The organism is Microbacterium sp. 1262 (genome assembly GCF_040544895.1).
GTDB classification, from domain to species: domain Bacteria; phylum Actinomycetota; class Actinomycetes; order Actinomycetales; family Microbacteriaceae; genus Microbacterium; species Microbacterium plantarum.
Genome location: NZ_JBEPKU010000001.1, coordinates 2454318 through 2471440 on the forward strand (window position 1 = coordinate 2454318; position 17123 = coordinate 2471440).

Sequence of the window (17123 nt, forward strand, 5' to 3'; positions counted from 1 at the left end):
CGAGGCCCGGGCTCGAGGGCCGGGGCGGGGGCAACGCGTGCTGCGATGCAAGGGTTCCGGCGCAACACCCCGGCGCCTCGCTCCCGGCCACGGCGCGTCGCGGGCAATCCCTTGCATCGCGGCAAGCCGGCAGCCCGGCGCGAGCCCGCCGCGAGCCCGGCGCGTGCCGCGATCAGGCCAGGCGGCGGCGACGGGGTCCGCGAGAAGGCCCGGGAATGCGCTGAACCTGTCGACGGGACGACCCGGCCTCCGGTTCACCAGAATCCACCGGCCCTCCAGCATCAGCATGGGCGTCGCCGACCTCGTGGTCATCAGGCGCGACCGGGATGACCAGGTGCGTGGGCGCATCGGGTGAACCGTCCACCGGCACGACGAGGTGGGTCGGCTCGGCTGTGGCCGCCTCCGCGAGGCGCCGCTCGCGCCGAGTCATCGGCGCCGCAGACACCCCGTCTCCCGCGGAACCGGCTGTCGAACCAGCATCCGCGCCGGCCTCCGCGCCGGCACCGACGTCACCGCGCCGCCGTGCCGCGCGGCGCTCGCGCGCACCCTCGACGAGGTTGTAGAGGGTCGGCAGCACGAGCAGGGTCAGCAGGGTCGACGAGATGAGCCCGCCGATGACGACGATCGCCAGCGGCTGCGAGATGAACCCGCCGTGGCCGGTGATCCCGAGCCCCATGGGCGTCAGCGCGAAGATGGTCGCGAGCGCGGTCATCAGGATCGGCCGCAGACGACGCGATCCGCCGGCGATCGTCGCGTCGTGGGCCGACAGCCCCTTCTCGCGGTACTGGTTCACGAGGTCGATGAGCACGATCGCGTTCGTCACGACGATGCCGATGAGCATCAGCACGCCGATGAGCGACGCGACGCCGAGCGGCACGCCCGTCGCGATCTGCAGCAGAATCGCGCCGGTCGCGGCGAACGGCACCGAGATGAGCAGCAGCAGCGGCTGCCGCAGCGACTTGAAGGTCGCGACCATCACGATGTAGACGATGAGGATGGCGGCGAGCGCGGCGAGTCCGAGCTGCGCGAAGGCGTCCTGCTGCTGCGTGAGAACACCGCCGATCTCGGCGTCCGCGCCCTGCGGCAGCTCGACCTCGTCGAGCGCATCCCGGACGATCCCGGATGCCGCGTTGAGGTCGTCGCCCGCGGGCGTCACGGTGGCCGTCGCGGTGCGCTGACCGCGCTGCGTCGTGATGGAGGTCGGCCCCTCGCTCTGCTCGACGGTGGCGACGTCCTGCAGCGGGATGGGGCCGCCGGCCGTGGGGATCGTCAGCTGCCGCAGCTCGTCGATCGACGCGGGCGCCTGCGACGCCGCGAGGTAGACGGTGAGCGAGGTGTCGTCGATCTCGACGGTTCCGATCGACTGCGGCTGCATCGTTCCCGAGACGATGCCGCCCACCGCGACCTCCGACAGGCCGCGGGATGCCGCCGCGTCGCGGTCGACGGTCACGGCGATGTACGGCAGCGAGGCCGAGAGGTTCGACGTGACCTGGCTGACGCCGTCGGCATCCTGCAGCGACGCCACGACGGCGTCGGTCGCTTCGCGCAACGCGGCCTGGTCGGGCGCGGTGACATCGATCTCGATGTCGCTCGAGCCGAATCCGCCGCCACCGGCGGCGATCTGGATGTCGCCGACGCCCTCGAGGTCGGCGACGGCGCGCTGCACGCGATCGCGCACGTCGAGCTGATCGGCCGAGCTGTCGGTCGTGATCGAGTAGGTCACCCCGCCGCCCCCGCCCGAGAAGGCGTCGCGCAGCTGCGATCCGGACGAGCCGATCGAAACCTGCACGGCGTCGATTCCCTCGAGGCCGGTGACCGCGTCCTCGACGCGCTGGGCGGCGGCATCCTCCGCCTCGAGGGATGCCGCAGGCCCGAGCGTCTGCGTCATGGTGAAGGTGTTCTGACCGGAGTCGCCGAGGAAGTTCGTCTTCATCAGCGGCACGGCCGCGAGGGTGCCGCCGAGCACGAGCACCGCCAGCACCAGCGTGACGGCGGAGTGGCGGAGGGTCCAGCGCAGGACCGGCAGGTAGGCCTTCTGCAGTCGCGACGGCGGCGCCTCGGGGTCTTCGGGGTCGATGCGCCGGCCGTCGGACGTCACGACGGGCTTACCCGGCCGCAGGAACCAGTACGCGAGCACCGGGACGATCGTGAGCGAGACGAACAGCGAGGCCGACATCGCGATGGTGACCGTCAGGGCGAAGGGACGGAACAGCTCGCCGGTCAGGTCTCCGACGAAGGCGATAGGCAGGAACACGGCAACGGTCGTGATCGTCGACGCCGTGATGGCGGCGGCCACCTCGCGAACGGCCAGGGTGATGGCCGCGAGCTTGTCGGCTCCCTCGACGTAGTGCCGCTTGATGTTCTCGATGACGACGATCGAGTCGTCGACGACTCGGCCGATCGCGATCGTGAGGGCACCGAGGGTCAGGATGTTGAGCGAGTAACCGAACGCCTGGATGCCGACGAAGGTGATGAGCACGCTCGTGGGGATCGAGATCGCGGTGACGATCGTCGAGCGGACCGAGAGCAGGAACACGAGGATCACGAGCACCGCGAACACGAGCCCCAGGAGACCCTCTTGGGCGAGGGCCTCGATCGACTGCTCGATGAACGGCGCCTGGTCGAAGACGACCGTGAACTGAGCCTCGCCGCCGAGGTCGTCTTCGAGCGCGGGCAGCGCGTCGAGCACGCCGCGCGAGACGTCGACGGTGTTGGCGGCGGGCAGCTTCGTGACCGCGATGGTCAGGGCCGGCTCGCCGTCGACACGCGAGATGGAGGTGACCGGTGACGGTTCCTGCGCGACGGTGGCGACGTCGCCGATCGTGGTCGTGCCGCCGGTGAGCTGAGCGGCATCCGTCGGCACGAGCGGCAACGCCGACAACTCGTCGACCGAGGCGATCTTCGCGCCGGTCTGCACGGTCAGCGACTGGTCGCCCTCGGTGATCTCGCCGCCGGGGAACAGGACGCCGTTCTGATCGAGCGCGTCGCGGATGGCCTGCTGCGTGTACCCGGCCTCGGCGAGCGCGGTCTGGTCGGGGGTGATCGTGATGCGCTCGACGCGGCCTCCGACGACCTGGGCGGCGTTGACGCCGTCGACGTCTTCGAGGTCGGGGATGACCGTGCCCTCGAGCCGGGCCTGCACCGATTCGGCGTCGTCGTAGCCGGTCACGGCCAGCTGGATCACAGGGAGGTCGTCGAGCGAGAAGCTCAGCACGTTCGGGCTGACGCCGTCGGGGAGCTGGCTGTCGATGCGGTTGATGGCCTGCAGGATCTTCTGCTCCGCGGTCGCCAGATCGGTGCCGTAGGTGAACGACGCCTGGATGATCGAGGCGTTCGTCGAGCTCGTCGCCGTCGTCGACTCGAGCCCGGGCACGCCCTGGATCGCGGTCTCGATCGGGGTCGAGACGTCGGTGTTGACGACCTCGGGCGAGGCACCGGGGTAGGTCGTGACCACCGAGAGCTGAGGCAGCTCGATCGAGGGAATGAGCTCCTGCTTGAGGTTCGTGAGCGCGAGGCCGCCGAACACCGCGGCGACGATCGTGATGAGCGCGATGAGAGCGCGGTTCTTCAGGCTCAGGACGGCGAGTTTCGACACAGGTTCCCTCGGGCGCACCGGACCGGCGCAGGTAGGTGTGATGCAGGCGAACGGGATGCGCTCGTCGATACATGGATGTATCGACTTCAGTATCCCACGCGGGCGCCGCGCGAGCGTGGGCTCAGCCTGGGAGCAATCCCCCGATGACGATGCCGATCGCCGCAGCGATGACGGCCATGGCGAAGGTGCCGACGAGATTGACGATCGCCCAGTCGCGCCGGCCGCGCCGCATCAGCTGGACCGTGTCGACCGACACCGTGCTGAACGTCGTGTATCCGCCCAGCAAGCCGATGCCGAGGACGGCCAGCCAGTCGGGCGCGACGAGCGCGCCGAGTCCGGTCAGGAGCCCCAGCAGCCCGGAACCGGTGACGTTGATCACCAGGATGCCGACGGGGAAGGCATCGCGGCGCCCCCGCGTGAGGAGGACATCGAGGACGTACCGGATGCCGGCGCCTGCCCCGCCCGCCACCACCAGGGCCACGAGCATCCCGGCACTCACCCCGTTCATGCGGCATCCCCGTCGCGGCGGATGCCGAGGGCGAGCCCGAGCGCCGCGGCGACGGCACCGCCGGCGAGGCTGATGGCGATGAGCGCGAGCCCGACGATGGGCGCGGCGGTGGCGACCTGGATCGATTGCACAGCGAAGGCGCTGTACGTCGTGAAGCCGCCGAGCACGCCGGTGCCGACGAACGCGCGGAGCCGGGGCCGGCTGACCGCCCAGCGACCGACGACGATGCCGAGCAGGAAGGACCCGAGCAGATTGCATCCGAGCGTGAGCGCGGGCACCGCGAGGGGGTGGGTCCATCCGGTGAACGGAAGAGTGAGCGCGGCTCGCACGGCGACGCCGGCCGCACCGCCGATCACGACGAGGACCAGCGTGAGCGGCGAGATGCGCGCCCGCTCGACCACGTCGCCACCGTAGACCCCGGGATGGGTCGGCGGATGCCGCCACTCCGGGTCGCACCGCGACTCGTTTCCTATAGGATCGACGAAAGGTTCGCTCCCCCATCGCAGAGGAGAACGCAATGACGCGTCTGTTCAACGACCCCGACGAGTTCGTCGAGGACTCCGTCGCCGGTTTCGTCGCGGCATCCGGCCGGTGGGTCCGCCCCGTCACGGGGGGTGTTGTCCGCTCGACCCGCGGCGCGGAGCCCACGGTCGCTGTCGTCGTGGGGGGCGGCAGCGGCCACTACCCCGCCTTCGCCGGGCTCGTCGGTCCCGGGCTCGCGCACGGCGCGGTGATGGGCAACCTGTTCGCGTCGCCGTCGGCCCATCAGGTGCGATCTGTGGCGAAGGCCGCGCACGAGGGTCGCGGAGTGCTCCTCAGCTACGGCAACTACGCCGGCGACGTCCTGCACTTCACCCAGGCTCAGGACCGTCTCCGCGAGGCGGGCATCGACTGCCGTACCGTGACGGTGACCGACGACATCTCCAGCGCTCCCCCGCACGAGCGTGAGAAGCGCCGCGGCATCGCCGGCGACCTCGTCGTCTTCAAGATCGCCGGCGCGGCCGCGGAGCAGGGCCACGACCTCGACGACGTCGAGCGACTGGCACGGCTCGCCAACGACCGCACCCGCTCTCTCGGTGTCGCCTTCGGCGGCTGCACCCTTCCGGGCGCGACCGAACCGCTCTTCACCGTGCCGCAGGGACGCATGGCGGTAGGCCTCGGCATCCACGGCGAACCCGGCATCGACGAGGTCGACATCCCCACTGCGGCCGAGCTCGCGCAGCTGCTCGTCGAACGGCTGCTCGCTGAGCGGCCCGACGACGCCGCCCCGACCGGTCGCGTGGTGCCGATCCTGAACGGACTCGGCTCGGTGAAGTACGAGGAGCTCTACGTCGTTTACGGCGCCGTCGACCGGTTGCTGACCGAAGCGGGAGTCGAGGTCGTTTCGCCCGAAGTCGGCGAGTTCTGCACGAGCTTCGACATGGCCGGCGTCTCGCTCACCCTCCTCTGGCTCGACGACGAGCTCGACCGGCTGTGGCACGCGTCGTGCGATACCCCCGCATTCCGTCGAGGCTCGGTCGACGGCCGCGTCGCGGTGACGACCGTCGCCGACGACGACGATGAGACCGAGGCGATCGGGCCGGCCGGGGAAGAGTCGCGTCGCGCAGCCACCGTCGTCGCCCACGCGCTCGACGCCGTCGCGGCGATGCTCGATGACCAGGCCGACGAGCTCGGACGCATCGACCGCATCGCGGGCGACGGCGACCACGGCATCGGCATGCAGCGCGGCAGTCGCGCGGCCGCGGCCGCCGCCTCACGTGCCGTCACCGCCGGCGCGGGCGCGCGAACGGCACTGCAGCACGCAGGCGAGGCGTGGGCTGACAAGGGCGGCGGCACGTCGGGCGCGATCTGGGGCGAGATGCTCGTCGACCTCGGCGCCGCCCTCGGCGATGACGACGCGGTCGACGCCTCGGCCCTGTCCGCGGGCGTGGGACGCATGAAGGATGCCGTGATGTCGTTCGGCAAGGCCACGGTCGGCGACAAGACGATGATCGACGCGATCGTTCCCTTCGCCGACACGCTCCGCGACCGACTCGCTCAGGGCGATGCACTGCTCGACGCGTGGGCGACGGCCGCCGACGCCGCACAGGCCGCCGCCGAGGCGACCGCCCAGCTCACCGCCCGACTCGGCCGCGCCCGTACGCACGGCGACCGCAGTCTCGGCACCCCCGATCCCGGCGCGGTCTCGTTCGCGCTGGTCACCCGCACGGTTCTCGATGTCCTGAAGGAGGACGCCTGACATGGCACTGCGACTGATCGTCGGCTCGGATGACGCCGGCTACGAGTACAAGGAACGCATCAAGGCCGACCTGGAGGCGAACCCCCTCGTCGCCGAGGTCATCGACGTCGGTGTCGACGCCGACAGCCACACCAACTATCCGGCAGTCGCGACCGCCGCCGCGGAGCGTGTGCGCGACGGCGAGGCCGATCGCGCGATCCTCATCTGCGGCACGGGGCTCGGCGTCGCGATCGCGGCGAACAAGGTCACCGGCATCCGCGCCGTCACGGCGCACGACTCGTACTCGGTCGAGCGCTCGATCCTGTCGAACGACGCCCAGGTGCTCTGCATGGGCCAGCGCGTCGTGGGGATCGAGCTGGCGCGGCGCCTCGCGGCGGAATGGCTCACCTACACCTTCGACACCTCGAGCGCCTCGGCCGAAAAGGTGCGCGAGATCTGCGCATACGAAGAGGGGTGAGGTCTGCCCGATGATCATCGGCGCGAGCCTCAAGACCTATTTCTCGCACGCCCGCACGCTGACCTGGGTCTCGGAGGTCGCGGCGATCCTCGACGAGCACCCTGCACGCGATCGCGTCACCGCTTTCGTCGCGCCGCAGTTCCCCTCGATCCCCGGCGCTCTCGAACGCGCAGGGCGCCTGGCGGTCGGGGCGCAGGACCTCGCCGTTCATGACACCGGCGCTTACACCGGCGAGGTCTCGGGAGCCGTCTTGGCTGAGCTCGGATGCCGCTACGCCGAGGTCGGGCATGCCGAGCGTCGTCGCCTGTTCGGCGAGACCGAGAGCGTGGTGTCCGCGAAGACTCATGCGGCGCTGCGGAACGGTCTCACCCCGGTCGTCTGCGTCGGCGAGGAGGACGAGGCGGGGATCCACGCGGCGATCGCGACCTGCGCGCAGCTGGTGCGCAGCGCCCTCCGGGATGCCGACGGCGCAAGCGCCGCCGGCGCAGTGGTGATCGCCTACGAGCCGCTCTGGGCGATCGGGGCGCCGGCGCCCGCGACATCCGAACACATCCGGTCGGTCTGCTCGGGACTGAGATCGCGAATAGACGCCGCCGACCGCGAGGTCTCGATCATCTACGGCGGCAGTGCGGGGCCCGGTCTGCTCTCGACCATCTCCGACGCCGTCGACGGCCTGTTCCTCGGCCGGTTCGCGCACGACCCGCGCGCAGTTCGTGACATCCTCGATGAGGTGGAGGCCCTCTCGGGGTGAGGCGCGCTCCGTGCGAACCGGAAGAGGGACGATGACCGCATCACGGGATGGCAACCTGCGGGGACTCGATGCGACGATCGAGCGGCGGGGCCTGCGCGACCACGTCTACGAGCGCATCCTCCAGCTGCTCCTCTCCGGCGAGGCGGTTCCCGGCCGCCGCCTGTCGATCGACACGATCGCGCGTCAGCTGGACGTGTCGCAGACCCCGGTGCGCGAAGCGCTCGTGCAGCTCGAGCGCACGGGTCTCGTCACGCGCGAGGCGCTGCGCGGCTACCGAGTCGCCCCGCCCCTCGGACTCGATCAGCTGCGCGAGCTCTTCGACGCCCGCATCATGCTCGAGACGCATGCCACGCGCCTCGCGACGCCCGCCTCGCCCCAGATGATCGGCGAGTTGCGCGCCGCGGAGGAGGAGCACCGCAGCATCGGCAAGCGTGTCATCGAGGCCCTGAACGCCGGCGCGGCCGACCTCGAGCTGACTGCGGCCTACTTCGTCGCGGACGCCGCGTTCCATCGGGTCGTGTTCGACCACTGCGGCAACCGGTATCTCACCGAGATGTCCGAGACCCTCGGAGCCCAGCTGCACCGGATGCGGCAGTCGGTCCGACACGGTGTGACCGACGTGCGCGAGGCGATCGCCGAGCACGAGGCTCTCGTCGACGCGTTCGCAACGGGCGACCCCGACGCTCCCGAACGGTCGATGCTCCATCACCTCGAGCAGGTGCGCCAGCGATCGCTCGGGCTCGAGCAGGCCTGAGCTCCTCGCCGCGAACTCCCTCTTGCAGCGTTCTCTATTTCCTATAGGATCTACGGGAGTCCTCGTCGGACACGCTCGCCAATGGAGTCGTCATGAACGCAACGTCGCACCCGTCCGCCCCTACGCCCGGCCCGATCGCGGTCTGCATGCACGGCTTCTCCCCCGTCGCCGCGGACGGGACCCGTCTGCACGACGCCGACGCCGAGACCTGGGACGGCGTGTTCTCGCAGGTCGAGCGGCTCGGCTTCACGGCGATCGAGATCGCGGACAGCCACATCCGCCCGTCCGAGCTGACAGCCTCTCGCCGGGCCGAACTGAAGTCCATCGCGACGAGCCACGGGGTCGAGCTCGTCTCGGTCCACGTGCAGCGCCAGAGCGTCATCCAGCCCGGTCGGGGTGAAGAGAACCTCGCGTACGCGCACCGCGCGATCGACGCGGCGGCCGAACTCGGCATGCGCGTCTTCTCGACCGGCCTCCACCAGCCCTTCAACGAGGCGCAGCGCGCCGCCCTGTGGTTCTGGACCGCGCCGGGCCCGGTCGACCCCGATGACGCCGACACCCGCGCACTCGCGGTCCGACGCCTGCGCGAACTCGGCGAGCACGCGGCATCCGTCGGCCTGCCGATGTCGCTGGAGATGTATGAGGACACCTACCTCGGCACCGCCGACAGCGCGGTGCGCCTCATCGAGGAGATCGGGCTCGACAACGTGGGCCTCAACCCCGACATCGGCAACCTCGTGCGCCTGCACCGCCCCATCGAGGACTGGCGCGAGATGCACGAGAAGACCCTCCCCTACGCGAACTACTGGCACATGAAGAACTACGCACGCGACGAGTCCGCCGACGGCAGCTGGCAGACCTCGACGCCGACGAGCATGGAGCTCGGCCTCATCAACTACCGGGCGATGGTCGCCCGCGCGCTCGAGCTCGGGTTCCGCGGCCCGTTCCTCATGGAGCAGTACGGCGGCGACAGCCTCGGGGTGTGCGCCCGCAACCGCGACTACCTGACCTCCCTGCTTCCGGCGACCGCCGGAGCCTGACCGACACCGACGAGGAGAACGTCATGACCGAGAACGAACGCCCCGTGTACGCGGTGGTGGGCAGCGGCTACATGGGCGGCGGCATCGCGCAGTCGCTCGCCCTGTCGGGCGCCGACGTGCGCATCGCCGACGTCGACATCGAGGTCGCCCGCGGCAACCGCGACCGCCTCATCGCCGAGGCCGCGCAGTTCGCCGCCGACGGCCTGTTCCCCGCCGACGCCAGCGCCGTCATCGCCGAGCGCATCACGGCGATGACGATCGAGGATGCCGTCGCCGGCGCCTCCTTCATCGAGGAGGCCGTGCCCGAGAAGATCGAGATCAAGCACGCGACCCTCCGCCGCATCTCGGCTGCGGCCGCGCCCGACGCGATCATCGGCAGCAACACCTCGACGATCCTCATCGGCCGCCTGGCCGAAGCCGTGACCGAGCCCGGCCGGTTCCTCGGCGTGCACTTCTCGAACCCCGCCCCCTTCATCCCCGGCGTCGAGCTGATCCCGCACGCCGGCACCGACGAGTCGGTCCTCCCCGTCGTCGAGGCCATCGTCGCCGCGACGGGCAAGGAGACCGCACGCGTGAAGGATGCGACCGGGTTCGTGCTCAACCGCCTGCAGTACGCGCTCTTCCACGAGGCGACGCAGCTGGTCGAGGAGGGCGTGGCCACGCCGGAGGACATCGACACCATCGTGCGCACGACCTTCGGCTTCCGCCTGCCCTTCTTCGGGCCGTTCGCGATCGCCGACATGGCCGGACTCGACGTGTACGCCTTCTGCTACGCGTCGCTGCAGACGGAGTTCCCCGAGCGGTTCGCGACACCGCCCATCCTCGACCAGCTCGTCTCGGCCGGCAAGCTCGGCACGAAGTCCGGCGCCGGGTTCCTCGACGTCCCCGCCGAGCGCACGCCCGAGCTCATCGCCTACCGCAACAAGGCGTACGTCGCGATGAAGAAGCTCATCGACGAGCTCGGCCCCGCCCCCATCCACCCCGCACAGGACTGAGAGAACACGCCATGGCATCCGTCTTCCCCGCTGAGCGCACCGTCATCCTGACCGGCGCCGCGAGCCCCCGGGGCATCGGCCGCACGACCGCCTTCCACCTGGCCGAGCGCGGCTGGCACATCGGCATCGTCGACGTCGACGCCGCGGCCGCCGAGCGCACCGCCGCCGAGGTCGCCGAGGCCCATGGCGTGCGGGCCGTCGGCGTCGGCGCGAACGTGGCCGACCGCGAGCAGGCCGTCGCCGCGATCGACGCGCTCGAGGCGTCGCTGCCGCAGATCGTCGCCCTCGTGAACTTCGCCGGCGTCTCGTCCCCGATCCCCTACCTCGAGGTCACCCCCGAGGAATGGCACCGCGTCGAATCGATCAACCTCGACGGCGTGCACTGGGTCACGCAGCGCGTCGCCCGGACGCTCGTCGCGAACGGCGTGGGCCGCCTTGTGGGCATCTCCTCGGTGTCGGCGCAGCGAGGCGGCGGCACCTTCTCGAAGACGCCCTACTCGGCGGCGAAGGCGGGCGTGATCGGTCTGATGCGCTCCGTCGCGCGCGAGCTCGGTCCGCTCGGCATCACGGCGAACGTCATCTCCCCCGGCCCGATCGACACCGACATCATGGGCGGAACGCTGACGGAGGAGCGGAAGACGGCGATGGCCGCCGACGGCGTTCTGCCGCGCATCGGCACCCCGACCGACATCGCCGCCGCCGTGGCCTACCTGATCAGCGAGGACGCCGGATTCGTGACGGGCCAGACCCTGAACGTCGACGGTGGCCTCTACATGCACTGAGGCTCCCGTGAACCGCAACTGGACGCGCGGGCGCCTCGGGTTCCTGGCCATCGGGGTGATCTGCGTGGTCGTCGGCCTCGTCCTGATCATTCCCTCACTCGGCGGCTGAGCCGCTACCTCGTCACCCCGTAACACCTCACACGAACTCGAAGGAGAGTCACTGTGTCCTCATCGGACTACGGTCCCGCGACGCGGGCCAACGTCACGGTCGCGAATGAGCTGCTGAGCAGCCCGCACCTGGCGAGCGGCATCAAGAAGGCCACCTACCGGCTCATGCCGATGCTGATCATCCTGTACTTCGTCGCGTTCCTAGACCGCACGAACGTCGGGTTCGCCGAGTCCGCCCTCGAGGTCGACCGAGGCATCTCGGCGGGTGCCTACGCCCTCGGAGCCGGCATCTTCTTCATCGGATACGCCCTCTTCGAGATCCCCTCGAACCTGCTGCTCGACAAGTTCGGCGCGCGCTTCTGGCTCGCCCGGATCGCCGTCACCTGGGGCATCGTCGCCTCGCTGTTCGCCTTCGTCAACGGCGAGACGATGTTCATCGTGCTGCGCTTCCTCCTGGGCGTGACGGAGGCCGGCCTGTTCCCCGGCGTGATCATGTTCCTCGCGCAGTGGTTCCCCAACAAGCGCCGCGTGCAGATGTTCGCGCTGTTCTACCTCGCGCAGCCGTTCTCGCAGATGCTCGGCGCCCCGCTGTCGGGCGGCCTGATCAGCATCGGCGACCAGGTCACCCCCTGGGCCGGCTGGCAGGTGATGTTCTTCGTCGAGGGCATGATGGCGGTCGTCGCCGGTATCGCGGCTCTGTTCTTCCTCGTCGATTCGCCGCAGAAGGCGAAGTTCCTCGACGACGACGAGAAGGCCGCACTGAAGGCGGTGATGGAGCACGAAGACACGGTGAAGGAATCCGATGGGCCCCGCGGCATCGGCGCGGCGCTCATCAGCTGGAAGGTCTGGTACTTCACGGTCATCTACTTCTGCCTGCAGATCGCCGTCTACGGCACCACGTTCTACCTGCCGCAGCAGGTGTCGAACCTCATCGGAGAGTCGGTCGGCTGGCAGGTGGGCCTCGTGTCCGCCATCCCGTGGGCGGTCGGCCTGTTCGCCTGCTACTACGTCGGCAAGCACGCCGACACGGTTCGCCGGCGTCGCGTCTGGGGTGCGCTGTTCTTCCTCGTGACGGGCTCGGCCATCCTGGTCTCGGCGTGGGCCGGGGCCAACGGACAGGGCCTGCTCGGCATCATCGCGATCACCGTCGCGGTCGCGGCGTTCCTCTCGACGGGCCCTATCACGTGGTCGTTCCCGACCTCGTTCCTCACCGGCGCGGCCGCCGCGGCCGGTATCGGTCTCATCAACTCCCTCGGCAACCTGGGCGGATTCGTCGCCCCGATCATGCGCACGGGGATCAACGAGGCCGTCCCGACCGAGAGCGGCGCGTGGGGCGTGGTGTCGCTGGGCCTGTTCGCGTTCCTCGCCGCCGTCATGATGTGGGCGACCCGGTTCTTCAGCTCGAAGGCCGACGCCCTCCTCACCTCGGGCGAGAGCAAGCGCCGCTGACGCATCGCCCGCTCTCGAACGGCCCGGTGTCGCCTCGCGCGGCCCGGGCCGTTTCGGCGCTGCGGTTGGATGTTGCGGTTCGGCGTGCTCGCGCGAGCCGCGCGTCAGCCGAGGACGAGCGAACGGATGGCCGTCTCGGGTGAGACCGTCGTGTCGAGCAGCATCCCCGAGCGATATCGTTCGAACACGCGCGGGTCGATGTACGAGCTGCGCGCGACCGCGGGGGTGTTCCCCAGCGCCGTCGCGGCGGCGCGCACGGCTTCGACCTCGGCCTGATGCACGGCCCGGGCCGTCTCAGCGACGCCGATTCGTGCGAGGGCGTCCGCCGCGATGACGGTGCCGCGAAGAGTGCGGAAGTCCTTGGCGGTGAACGGGCCGCCCGTCAGCGCACGCACGTATGCGTTGACGTCGTTCGGGGTGAGTGGAACCCGCCGGCGCTGCCGCTGCCACGCGAGCAGCGGCGACGAGGGGCGCCCCTCGATCAGGAGCATGATGGCCGTGGCGAGGTCCGGGTCGGGGATCTCGAGCGCCTGGCGCTGTCCGCTCTTGCCCGAGAATGCCAGGCTCACGACGGTGTCGGCCACGGAGGCGTCGCGACGTCTCAGCGTCGTCAGCCCGCGGCTGCCGTGCTGCAGCAGGTAGCGCTGCGAACCGATGCGCAGCGCCGACCGGTCGAGCAGCCGGAATGCCGCGGCGAGGACGCGCTCGCGATCGAGGTCGGCGCGTCGCAACGACGCGGTCGCACGCGAGCGGGCACGTGGCAGGGATCCGGCGAGCTGCAGCGCCCGGGCGTACTTGCCCTTGTCACGACTGCGCGTCCAGTCCGGGTGGTAGATGTACTGTCGACGACCCGCATCGTCGGTTCCGACGACCTGGATGTGCCCCTGCGGATCCGCGCAGATCCAGACGTCCTTCCAGGCGGGCGGGATGACGATGCTGCGGATGCGGGCGAGGTCGCGCCGCCCGACCGCCCCGCCGTCGGCATCCGTGTACCGGAAGCCCTTGCCTGAGCGGATGCGCCGGATGCCGGCATCGACATCGGGCCGGACCCGGACGAGTCGGGCCACCTCAGTGGTTGCGCAGCATCAAGATGATCTGCGCCTTCTTCTTGCCGGAGTACCCGGAGATGCCGAGTTCCTTGGCGCGCTTCTTCAGCTCGTCGACGGTCCAGTCCTCGTAGTCGCCGGACTGTCCGCCCCGGCTGCCGACCTTCTTACGGCCGTCACGGGCGGCGGCGTTCGAGATGCGGGCAGCCTTCTCTTTCGAGGCGCCGTCCTCGCGCAGCTCCTCGTAGAGCTCGGGGTCTTTGAGACTGTTCGATCCGCGTCCCTGTGGCATGGCGGTCTCCCCTCTTCGTCAGGCTGACGCTACGACCGTCGCGAGGGTCGCCGCAGGTGCTTGACAGGCGTTCGCGAGAGGCCCTAACCCCACCCCACCCCACCCGCCGTTCGACCGCGACCCGACACAAAGGGCGCCTTCCTCGCCGCCGAGACGACCATGTGCGTCGGGTCGGCGCCTGGTGGAATACCACCATGGCGAATCCGTCGTCAAGGCCTCGGCACTCACGCTCGGCATTCTCTAACGTTGCGGTCAGCCCTTCACGGGGTCGGAACGTCTCGCAGTGGGACGGACATTGGGAGACAGACAAGGAGCCCCCATGAACATCTTCCTCATCATCATCATCGTCGTTGCGATCGTGCTCGCGATCGTCAGTGGCCTGAACAGCGCACTGAGCTGGCTGCTCTGGGTCGCCCTGATCGTCGGTGTGATCGCGCTCATCGCGTTCCTCTTCCGAGTGATCAGCGGCAACAAGCGCGTCTGACCGCCGCGCTGCGCGAACGCCTCCGCCTTCGGGTGGGGGCGTTCTGCATTTCCCGGAGCAGCGAACGAACGGCCCGTCGACTCTAGACGAGTCGCGATATATCGTGTTACCGTCAGCAGACGCGATATATCGCGATCATGCGCGACGACCGTCGCCAGAGGAGAGGGAACGCCATGACACTGCAGAAATGGATCGTCCACCCGGAGGAGACCCGGGTGATCGACATCGACGACATTCGGAAGCTCAAGGTGAGCATGGTCGGGGGCCAGATCGACATCGTCGCCCACGACGAGCCCGGCGTCCGCATCGAGGTGCACGCCGTCACCGGCAAGGACCTGCGCATCGAGGCGACCGGCGACGTCGTGGAGATCGACCACCCGCAGTTGCGCTGGGACAACTTCACGCAGGTGTTCCGCAACTTCGGCTCCTCCGGCCCGAAGGCCGAGATCAGCGTCGCCGTCCCCCGCGGCACGGACCTCACGCTCGGCGTCGTCAGCGCGAGCGCGCTCGTGTCGGGCCTCACGGCCGATGCGCGGGTCAACACCGTCTCGGGCGACATCATCATCGACGGGATCACGGGTGATGTGAACGCGAACGCGGTCTCGGGCGACGTGCAGGCGCGCGAGCTGACCGGTGCGCTCACCGCGAAGTCCGTGTCGGGCGACGTGTCGGCTATCGGCGCCCTGCGCGCGGCCGACATCGACACGGTCTCGGGTGCCATGCTCGTCGACTCGTCCGGTCCGATCCAGTCGATCACGCTCCACACCGTGGGTGGCGACGCCACGGTTCGCCTCGAGGAGAGCCTGCCCGCGAACTACCAGGTGCGCAGCGTCAGCGGACGCGTGCTCATCGACGGCGTCGTGCGCTCCGGGCAGGGCGCCGGCCCGCTCACGAGCTTCACCGGTTCGACCGGTGAGCTCAGCGGCTCCTTCGTCGATGTCCGCACCAACTCGGTCTCGGGCGACCTCACCGTCCTGCGGCGCTCCGCCCCCGCGGCCACCGACGTCGCCGGCACCAGCGCGCCCGAGGTCGCAAGCGAGGCAGCACCCGAAGCCGCCCCGGTCGAGGACGCCGCGGACCGTCGCGAGGATCACTGACCATGCCGCCCGTCTTCTCACACGGCGACCTGCGTCTTTACCTGTTGTCGCTGCTCGACGAGTCGCCGCGGCACGGGTACGACCTCATGCAGGCCCTCACCGAGCGCACCGGCGGCACCTACTCGCCCAGCGCCGGCACGATCTACCCCCGCCTCGCCAAACTCGAGGACGAGGGACTCGTGACCAAGACCGTCGACGGTCGCAAGACGGTCTACGAGATCACGGATGCCGGTCGCGACGAGCTCTCGGCCCGCCGCCATGACCTCGACGGCATCCAGGCCGGCTTGGCGGACAGCATCCGCCTCATCGCCGACGAGGTCCGGGGCAGTGTGCGGGCGGCGATGAAGAGCCTCCAGGCCGACCTCGCCGCCGCCGCGAACGTCGACCACGAGACCGCCACGCGTCCGTCGCCGCCCGAGAACCCGCGCGCAGAGGCCCGCTCGCAGGCGCAACGAGCGGATGCCGCGATCGCCGAGTTCCGCGCGAACGTCAAGGCCGACCTGCGGTCGCACATCGCGCGCGACGGCGACGTCACGGCATCTGCCGTCGACGACCTCGTCGCCGCGCTCACCCGGACCCGGGAAGAGATGCTGCGGGCCTTGCGGGGCTGACGACGCACGGTGGCGCGCCGCATCGCGCCGAGGACCTCTGCTCCGGGCCGCTCAGGGCTCGGGCCAGAGGTCCTCGTCGTCCGCGGCGGTCTCACCCTGCGGCACGACGAGGATGGGCCGCCGCTGCCGATGCGCCAGCCGCGCCGCGACCGAGCCCGTGAAGAACTCACGGATCGACTCGCCGATGCCCCGGCGACGCGTGCCGACCACGAGCAGCTTCGCGTCCAGCCGGTCGGCGAGGTGCTTGATGGCGAGCGCGGGATCCCCGACCAGCTGATGCACGGTCCACTCGACGGTCGACGACGCGAGCGCCTCAGCGGCGGCGGCGCGGATCTGCTCGAGCTGCGCCGCGCTCGAGACCGCCCCGAGGTCGATGGGAGCGGTGTGGACGTAGCCGTCGGGGTCCTCGTAGGTCACGAATCGCGTGACATCGACGTGCACCACGATGAGTCCGACACCGAGCATCGACGCATACCGGGCCGCCTCGACCACGACGCGGGGCGACTGCCCGGGAATGACTCCCGCGATGACGGGCGTCGACGGAAGACGACTTTCGTCGCCTGCGAAGTGCTGATCGGCCATGGTCGCCCCCTGTCTCAGCGGCGGCACCGGCGATGGCTCGGGGCCCCCGTGTTATTCTTGATGCTACTCTTCCCCGGCCCAGCGCCGGATCGTGAAATGCTCCGGGCACCGCTGAACAGCCCGTGACTCAGAAATGAGGGGGTCTCGCATGGGGCGTGGCCGTCAAAAGGCGAAGCACACCAAGATCGCGCGTGAGCTGAAGTACGACACCTACAATGTCAACTTCTCCTCGCTCGAGAAGGAGCTCGCTCATTCCGACGACGATCAGTACGTCGACAAGTGGGCTGACCAGTACTCCGACGAGTACGAGGACGAGAAGGCCTGACCGGGCTC

18 protein-coding genes are annotated in these 17123 nt (G+C 69.9%); 12 read left to right on the plus strand and 6 right to left on the minus strand.

The window, feature by feature from the left end:
- Nucleotides 1–172 precede the first annotated feature (172 nt).
- The 3 genes from ABIC53_RS11640 to ABIC53_RS11650 all read right to left on the minus strand — a co-directional run bounded on the left by ABIC53_RS11640 (nt 173) and on the right by ABIC53_RS11650 (nt 4504).
- On the minus strand, nt 173–3595 hold the full coding sequence (locus ABIC53_RS11640) for an efflux RND transporter permease subunit (protein ID WP_354451573.1): 3423 nt from the start codon (nt 3593–3595) through the stop codon (nt 173–175).
- Nucleotides 3596–3716: 121 nt separating this feature from the next.
- Nucleotides 3717–4103, minus strand: a complete 387-nt coding sequence (locus tag ABIC53_RS11645) for a fluoride efflux transporter FluC (RefSeq protein ID WP_323987021.1) — start codon at nt 4101–4103, stop codon at nt 3717–3719.
- Complete coding sequence (locus tag ABIC53_RS11650; protein WP_323987020.1) at nt 4100–4504, minus strand: fluoride efflux transporter FluC; 405 nt, start codon at nt 4502–4504, stop codon at nt 4100–4102. Before ABIC53_RS11650 ends, ABIC53_RS11645 begins: the two co-directional genes overlap by 4 nt.
- A gap of 116 nt (nt 4505–4620) precedes the next feature.
- On the opposite strand from ABIC53_RS11650, the gene ABIC53_RS11655 reads away from it, so the two are divergent.
- The 8 genes from ABIC53_RS11655 to ABIC53_RS11690 all read left to right on the plus strand — a co-directional run bounded on the left by ABIC53_RS11655 (nt 4621) and on the right by ABIC53_RS11690 (nt 12678).
- Nucleotides 4621–6342: a dihydroxyacetone kinase family protein gene (locus ABIC53_RS11655; RefSeq protein ID WP_354451576.1), complete on the plus strand. Its 1722-nt coding sequence runs from the start codon at nt 4621–4623 to the stop codon at nt 6340–6342.
- A 1-nt stretch (nt 6343) separates the two neighbouring features.
- Nucleotides 6344–6799 carry a ribose-5-phosphate isomerase gene (locus ABIC53_RS11660; RefSeq protein WP_023953069.1) on the plus strand — a complete coding sequence of 152 codons (456 nt, stop codon included), beginning with the start codon at nt 6344–6346 and terminating at the stop codon, nt 6797–6799.
- Between the two features lie 10 nt (nt 6800–6809).
- The gene (locus ABIC53_RS11665) at nt 6810–7550 is read left to right on the plus strand and encodes a triose-phosphate isomerase family protein (RefSeq protein WP_354451578.1); all 741 of its coding nucleotides are present in this window, start codon (nt 6810–6812) and stop codon (nt 7548–7550) included.
- Between the two features lie 31 nt (nt 7551–7581).
- Nucleotides 7582–8304 carry a GntR family transcriptional regulator gene (locus ABIC53_RS11670; protein ID WP_274178127.1) on the plus strand — a complete coding sequence of 241 codons (723 nt, stop codon included), beginning with the start codon at nt 7582–7584 and terminating at the stop codon, nt 8302–8304.
- 92 nt (nt 8305–8396) lie between these two features.
- Nucleotides 8397–9344, plus strand: a complete 948-nt coding sequence (locus ABIC53_RS11675; protein ID WP_274178126.1) for a sugar phosphate isomerase/epimerase family protein — start codon at nt 8397–8399, stop codon at nt 9342–9344.
- Between the two features lie 23 nt (nt 9345–9367).
- Complete coding sequence (locus ABIC53_RS11680; protein ID WP_274178125.1) at nt 9368–10339, plus strand: 3-hydroxyacyl-CoA dehydrogenase family protein; 972 nt, start codon at nt 9368–9370, stop codon at nt 10337–10339.
- 11 nt (nt 10340–10350) lie between these two features.
- Entirely contained in the window at nt 10351–11121 is a 771-nt protein-coding gene (locus tag ABIC53_RS11685) for an SDR family NAD(P)-dependent oxidoreductase (RefSeq protein ID WP_269266904.1), read from the plus strand.
- A 162-nt stretch (nt 11122–11283) separates the two neighbouring features.
- Nucleotides 11284–12678, plus strand: a complete 1395-nt coding sequence (locus ABIC53_RS11690; RefSeq protein WP_269266903.1) for an MFS transporter — start codon at nt 11284–11286, stop codon at nt 12676–12678.
- 104 nt (nt 12679–12782) lie between these two features.
- On the opposite strand, the gene ABIC53_RS11695 is transcribed toward ABIC53_RS11690, so the two are convergent.
- Both ABIC53_RS11695 and ABIC53_RS11700 read right to left on the minus strand, forming a co-directional pair.
- Entirely contained in the window at nt 12783–13745 is a 963-nt protein-coding gene (locus ABIC53_RS11695) for a DNA topoisomerase IB (protein ID WP_274178123.1), read from the minus strand.
- Nucleotide 13746: 1 nt separating this feature from the next.
- A complete protein-coding gene (locus ABIC53_RS11700) occupies nt 13747–14016 on the minus strand; it encodes a DUF7218 family protein (RefSeq protein ID WP_274178122.1) in 270 nt (89 codons plus the stop codon).
- Nucleotides 14017–14335: 319 nt separating this feature from the next.
- Between ABIC53_RS11700 and ABIC53_RS11705 the strand changes: the two genes are divergently transcribed.
- The 3 genes from ABIC53_RS11705 (at nt 14336) to ABIC53_RS11715 (ending at nt 16208) form a co-directional block, all read left to right on the plus strand.
- Nucleotides 14336–14500: a hypothetical protein gene (locus ABIC53_RS11705; RefSeq protein WP_023953086.1), complete on the plus strand. Its 165-nt coding sequence runs from the start codon at nt 14336–14338 to the stop codon at nt 14498–14500.
- A 173-nt stretch (nt 14501–14673) separates the two neighbouring features.
- On the plus strand, nt 14674–15597 hold the full coding sequence (locus ABIC53_RS11710) for a DUF4097 family beta strand repeat-containing protein (protein ID WP_282501845.1): 924 nt from the start codon (nt 14674–14676) through the stop codon (nt 15595–15597).
- Between the two features lie 2 nt (nt 15598–15599).
- Nucleotides 15600–16208, plus strand: coding sequence for a PadR family transcriptional regulator (locus tag ABIC53_RS11715; RefSeq protein ID WP_274178120.1), 609 nt, complete (start codon nt 15600–15602; stop codon nt 16206–16208).
- A gap of 51 nt (nt 16209–16259) precedes the next feature.
- On the opposite strand, the gene ABIC53_RS11720 is transcribed toward ABIC53_RS11715, so the two are convergent.
- A complete protein-coding gene (locus ABIC53_RS11720) occupies nt 16260–16790 on the minus strand; it encodes a universal stress protein (protein ID WP_323987014.1) in 531 nt (176 codons plus the stop codon).
- Between the two features lie 148 nt (nt 16791–16938).
- On the opposite strand from ABIC53_RS11720, the gene ABIC53_RS11725 reads away from it, so the two are divergent.
- A complete protein-coding gene (locus ABIC53_RS11725) occupies nt 16939–17115 on the plus strand; it encodes a DUF3073 family protein (protein WP_023953093.1) in 177 nt (58 codons plus the stop codon).
- Nucleotides 17116–17123 lie beyond the last annotated feature (8 nt).

Excerpts from the sequence above, each read along its gene's own strand:
- ABIC53_RS11670 (WP_274178127.1), top strand. The coding sequence starts at position 7,582 with ATGACCGCATCACGGGATGGCAACCTGCGGGGACTCGATGCGACGATC.
- ABIC53_RS11665 (WP_354451578.1), top strand. The coding sequence starts at position 6,810 with ATGATCATCGGCGCGAGCCTCAAGACCTATTTCTCGCACGCCCGCACG.
- ABIC53_RS11660 (WP_023953069.1), top strand. The coding sequence starts at position 6,344 with ATGGCACTGCGACTGATCGTCGGCTCGGATGACGCCGGCTACGAGTAC.
- ABIC53_RS11700 (WP_274178122.1), bottom strand. The coding sequence starts at position 14,016 with ATGCCACAGGGACGCGGATCGAACAGTCTCAAAGACCCCGAGCTCTAC.
- ABIC53_RS11680 (WP_274178125.1), top strand. The coding sequence starts at position 9,368 with ATGACCGAGAACGAACGCCCCGTGTACGCGGTGGTGGGCAGCGGCTAC.
- ABIC53_RS11720 (WP_323987014.1), bottom strand. The coding sequence starts at position 16,790 with ATGGCCGATCAGCACTTCGCAGGCGACGAAAGTCGTCTTCCGTCGACG.
- ABIC53_RS11710 (WP_282501845.1), top strand. The coding sequence starts at position 14,674 with ATGACACTGCAGAAATGGATCGTCCACCCGGAGGAGACCCGGGTGATC.
- ABIC53_RS11655 (WP_354451576.1), top strand. The coding sequence starts at position 4,621 with ATGACGCGTCTGTTCAACGACCCCGACGAGTTCGTCGAGGACTCCGTC.
- ABIC53_RS11685 (WP_269266904.1), top strand. The coding sequence starts at position 10,351 with ATGGCATCCGTCTTCCCCGCTGAGCGCACCGTCATCCTGACCGGCGCC.
- ABIC53_RS11645 (WP_323987021.1), bottom strand. The coding sequence starts at position 4,103 with ATGAACGGGGTGAGTGCCGGGATGCTCGTGGCCCTGGTGGTGGCGGGC.
- ABIC53_RS11705 (WP_023953086.1), top strand. The coding sequence starts at position 14,336 with ATGAACATCTTCCTCATCATCATCATCGTCGTTGCGATCGTGCTCGCG.
- ABIC53_RS11725 (WP_023953093.1), top strand. The coding sequence starts at position 16,939 with ATGGGGCGTGGCCGTCAAAAGGCGAAGCACACCAAGATCGCGCGTGAG.
- ABIC53_RS11675 (WP_274178126.1), top strand. The coding sequence starts at position 8,397 with ATGAACGCAACGTCGCACCCGTCCGCCCCTACGCCCGGCCCGATCGCG.
- ABIC53_RS11715 (WP_274178120.1), top strand. The coding sequence starts at position 15,600 with ATGCCGCCCGTCTTCTCACACGGCGACCTGCGTCTTTACCTGTTGTCG.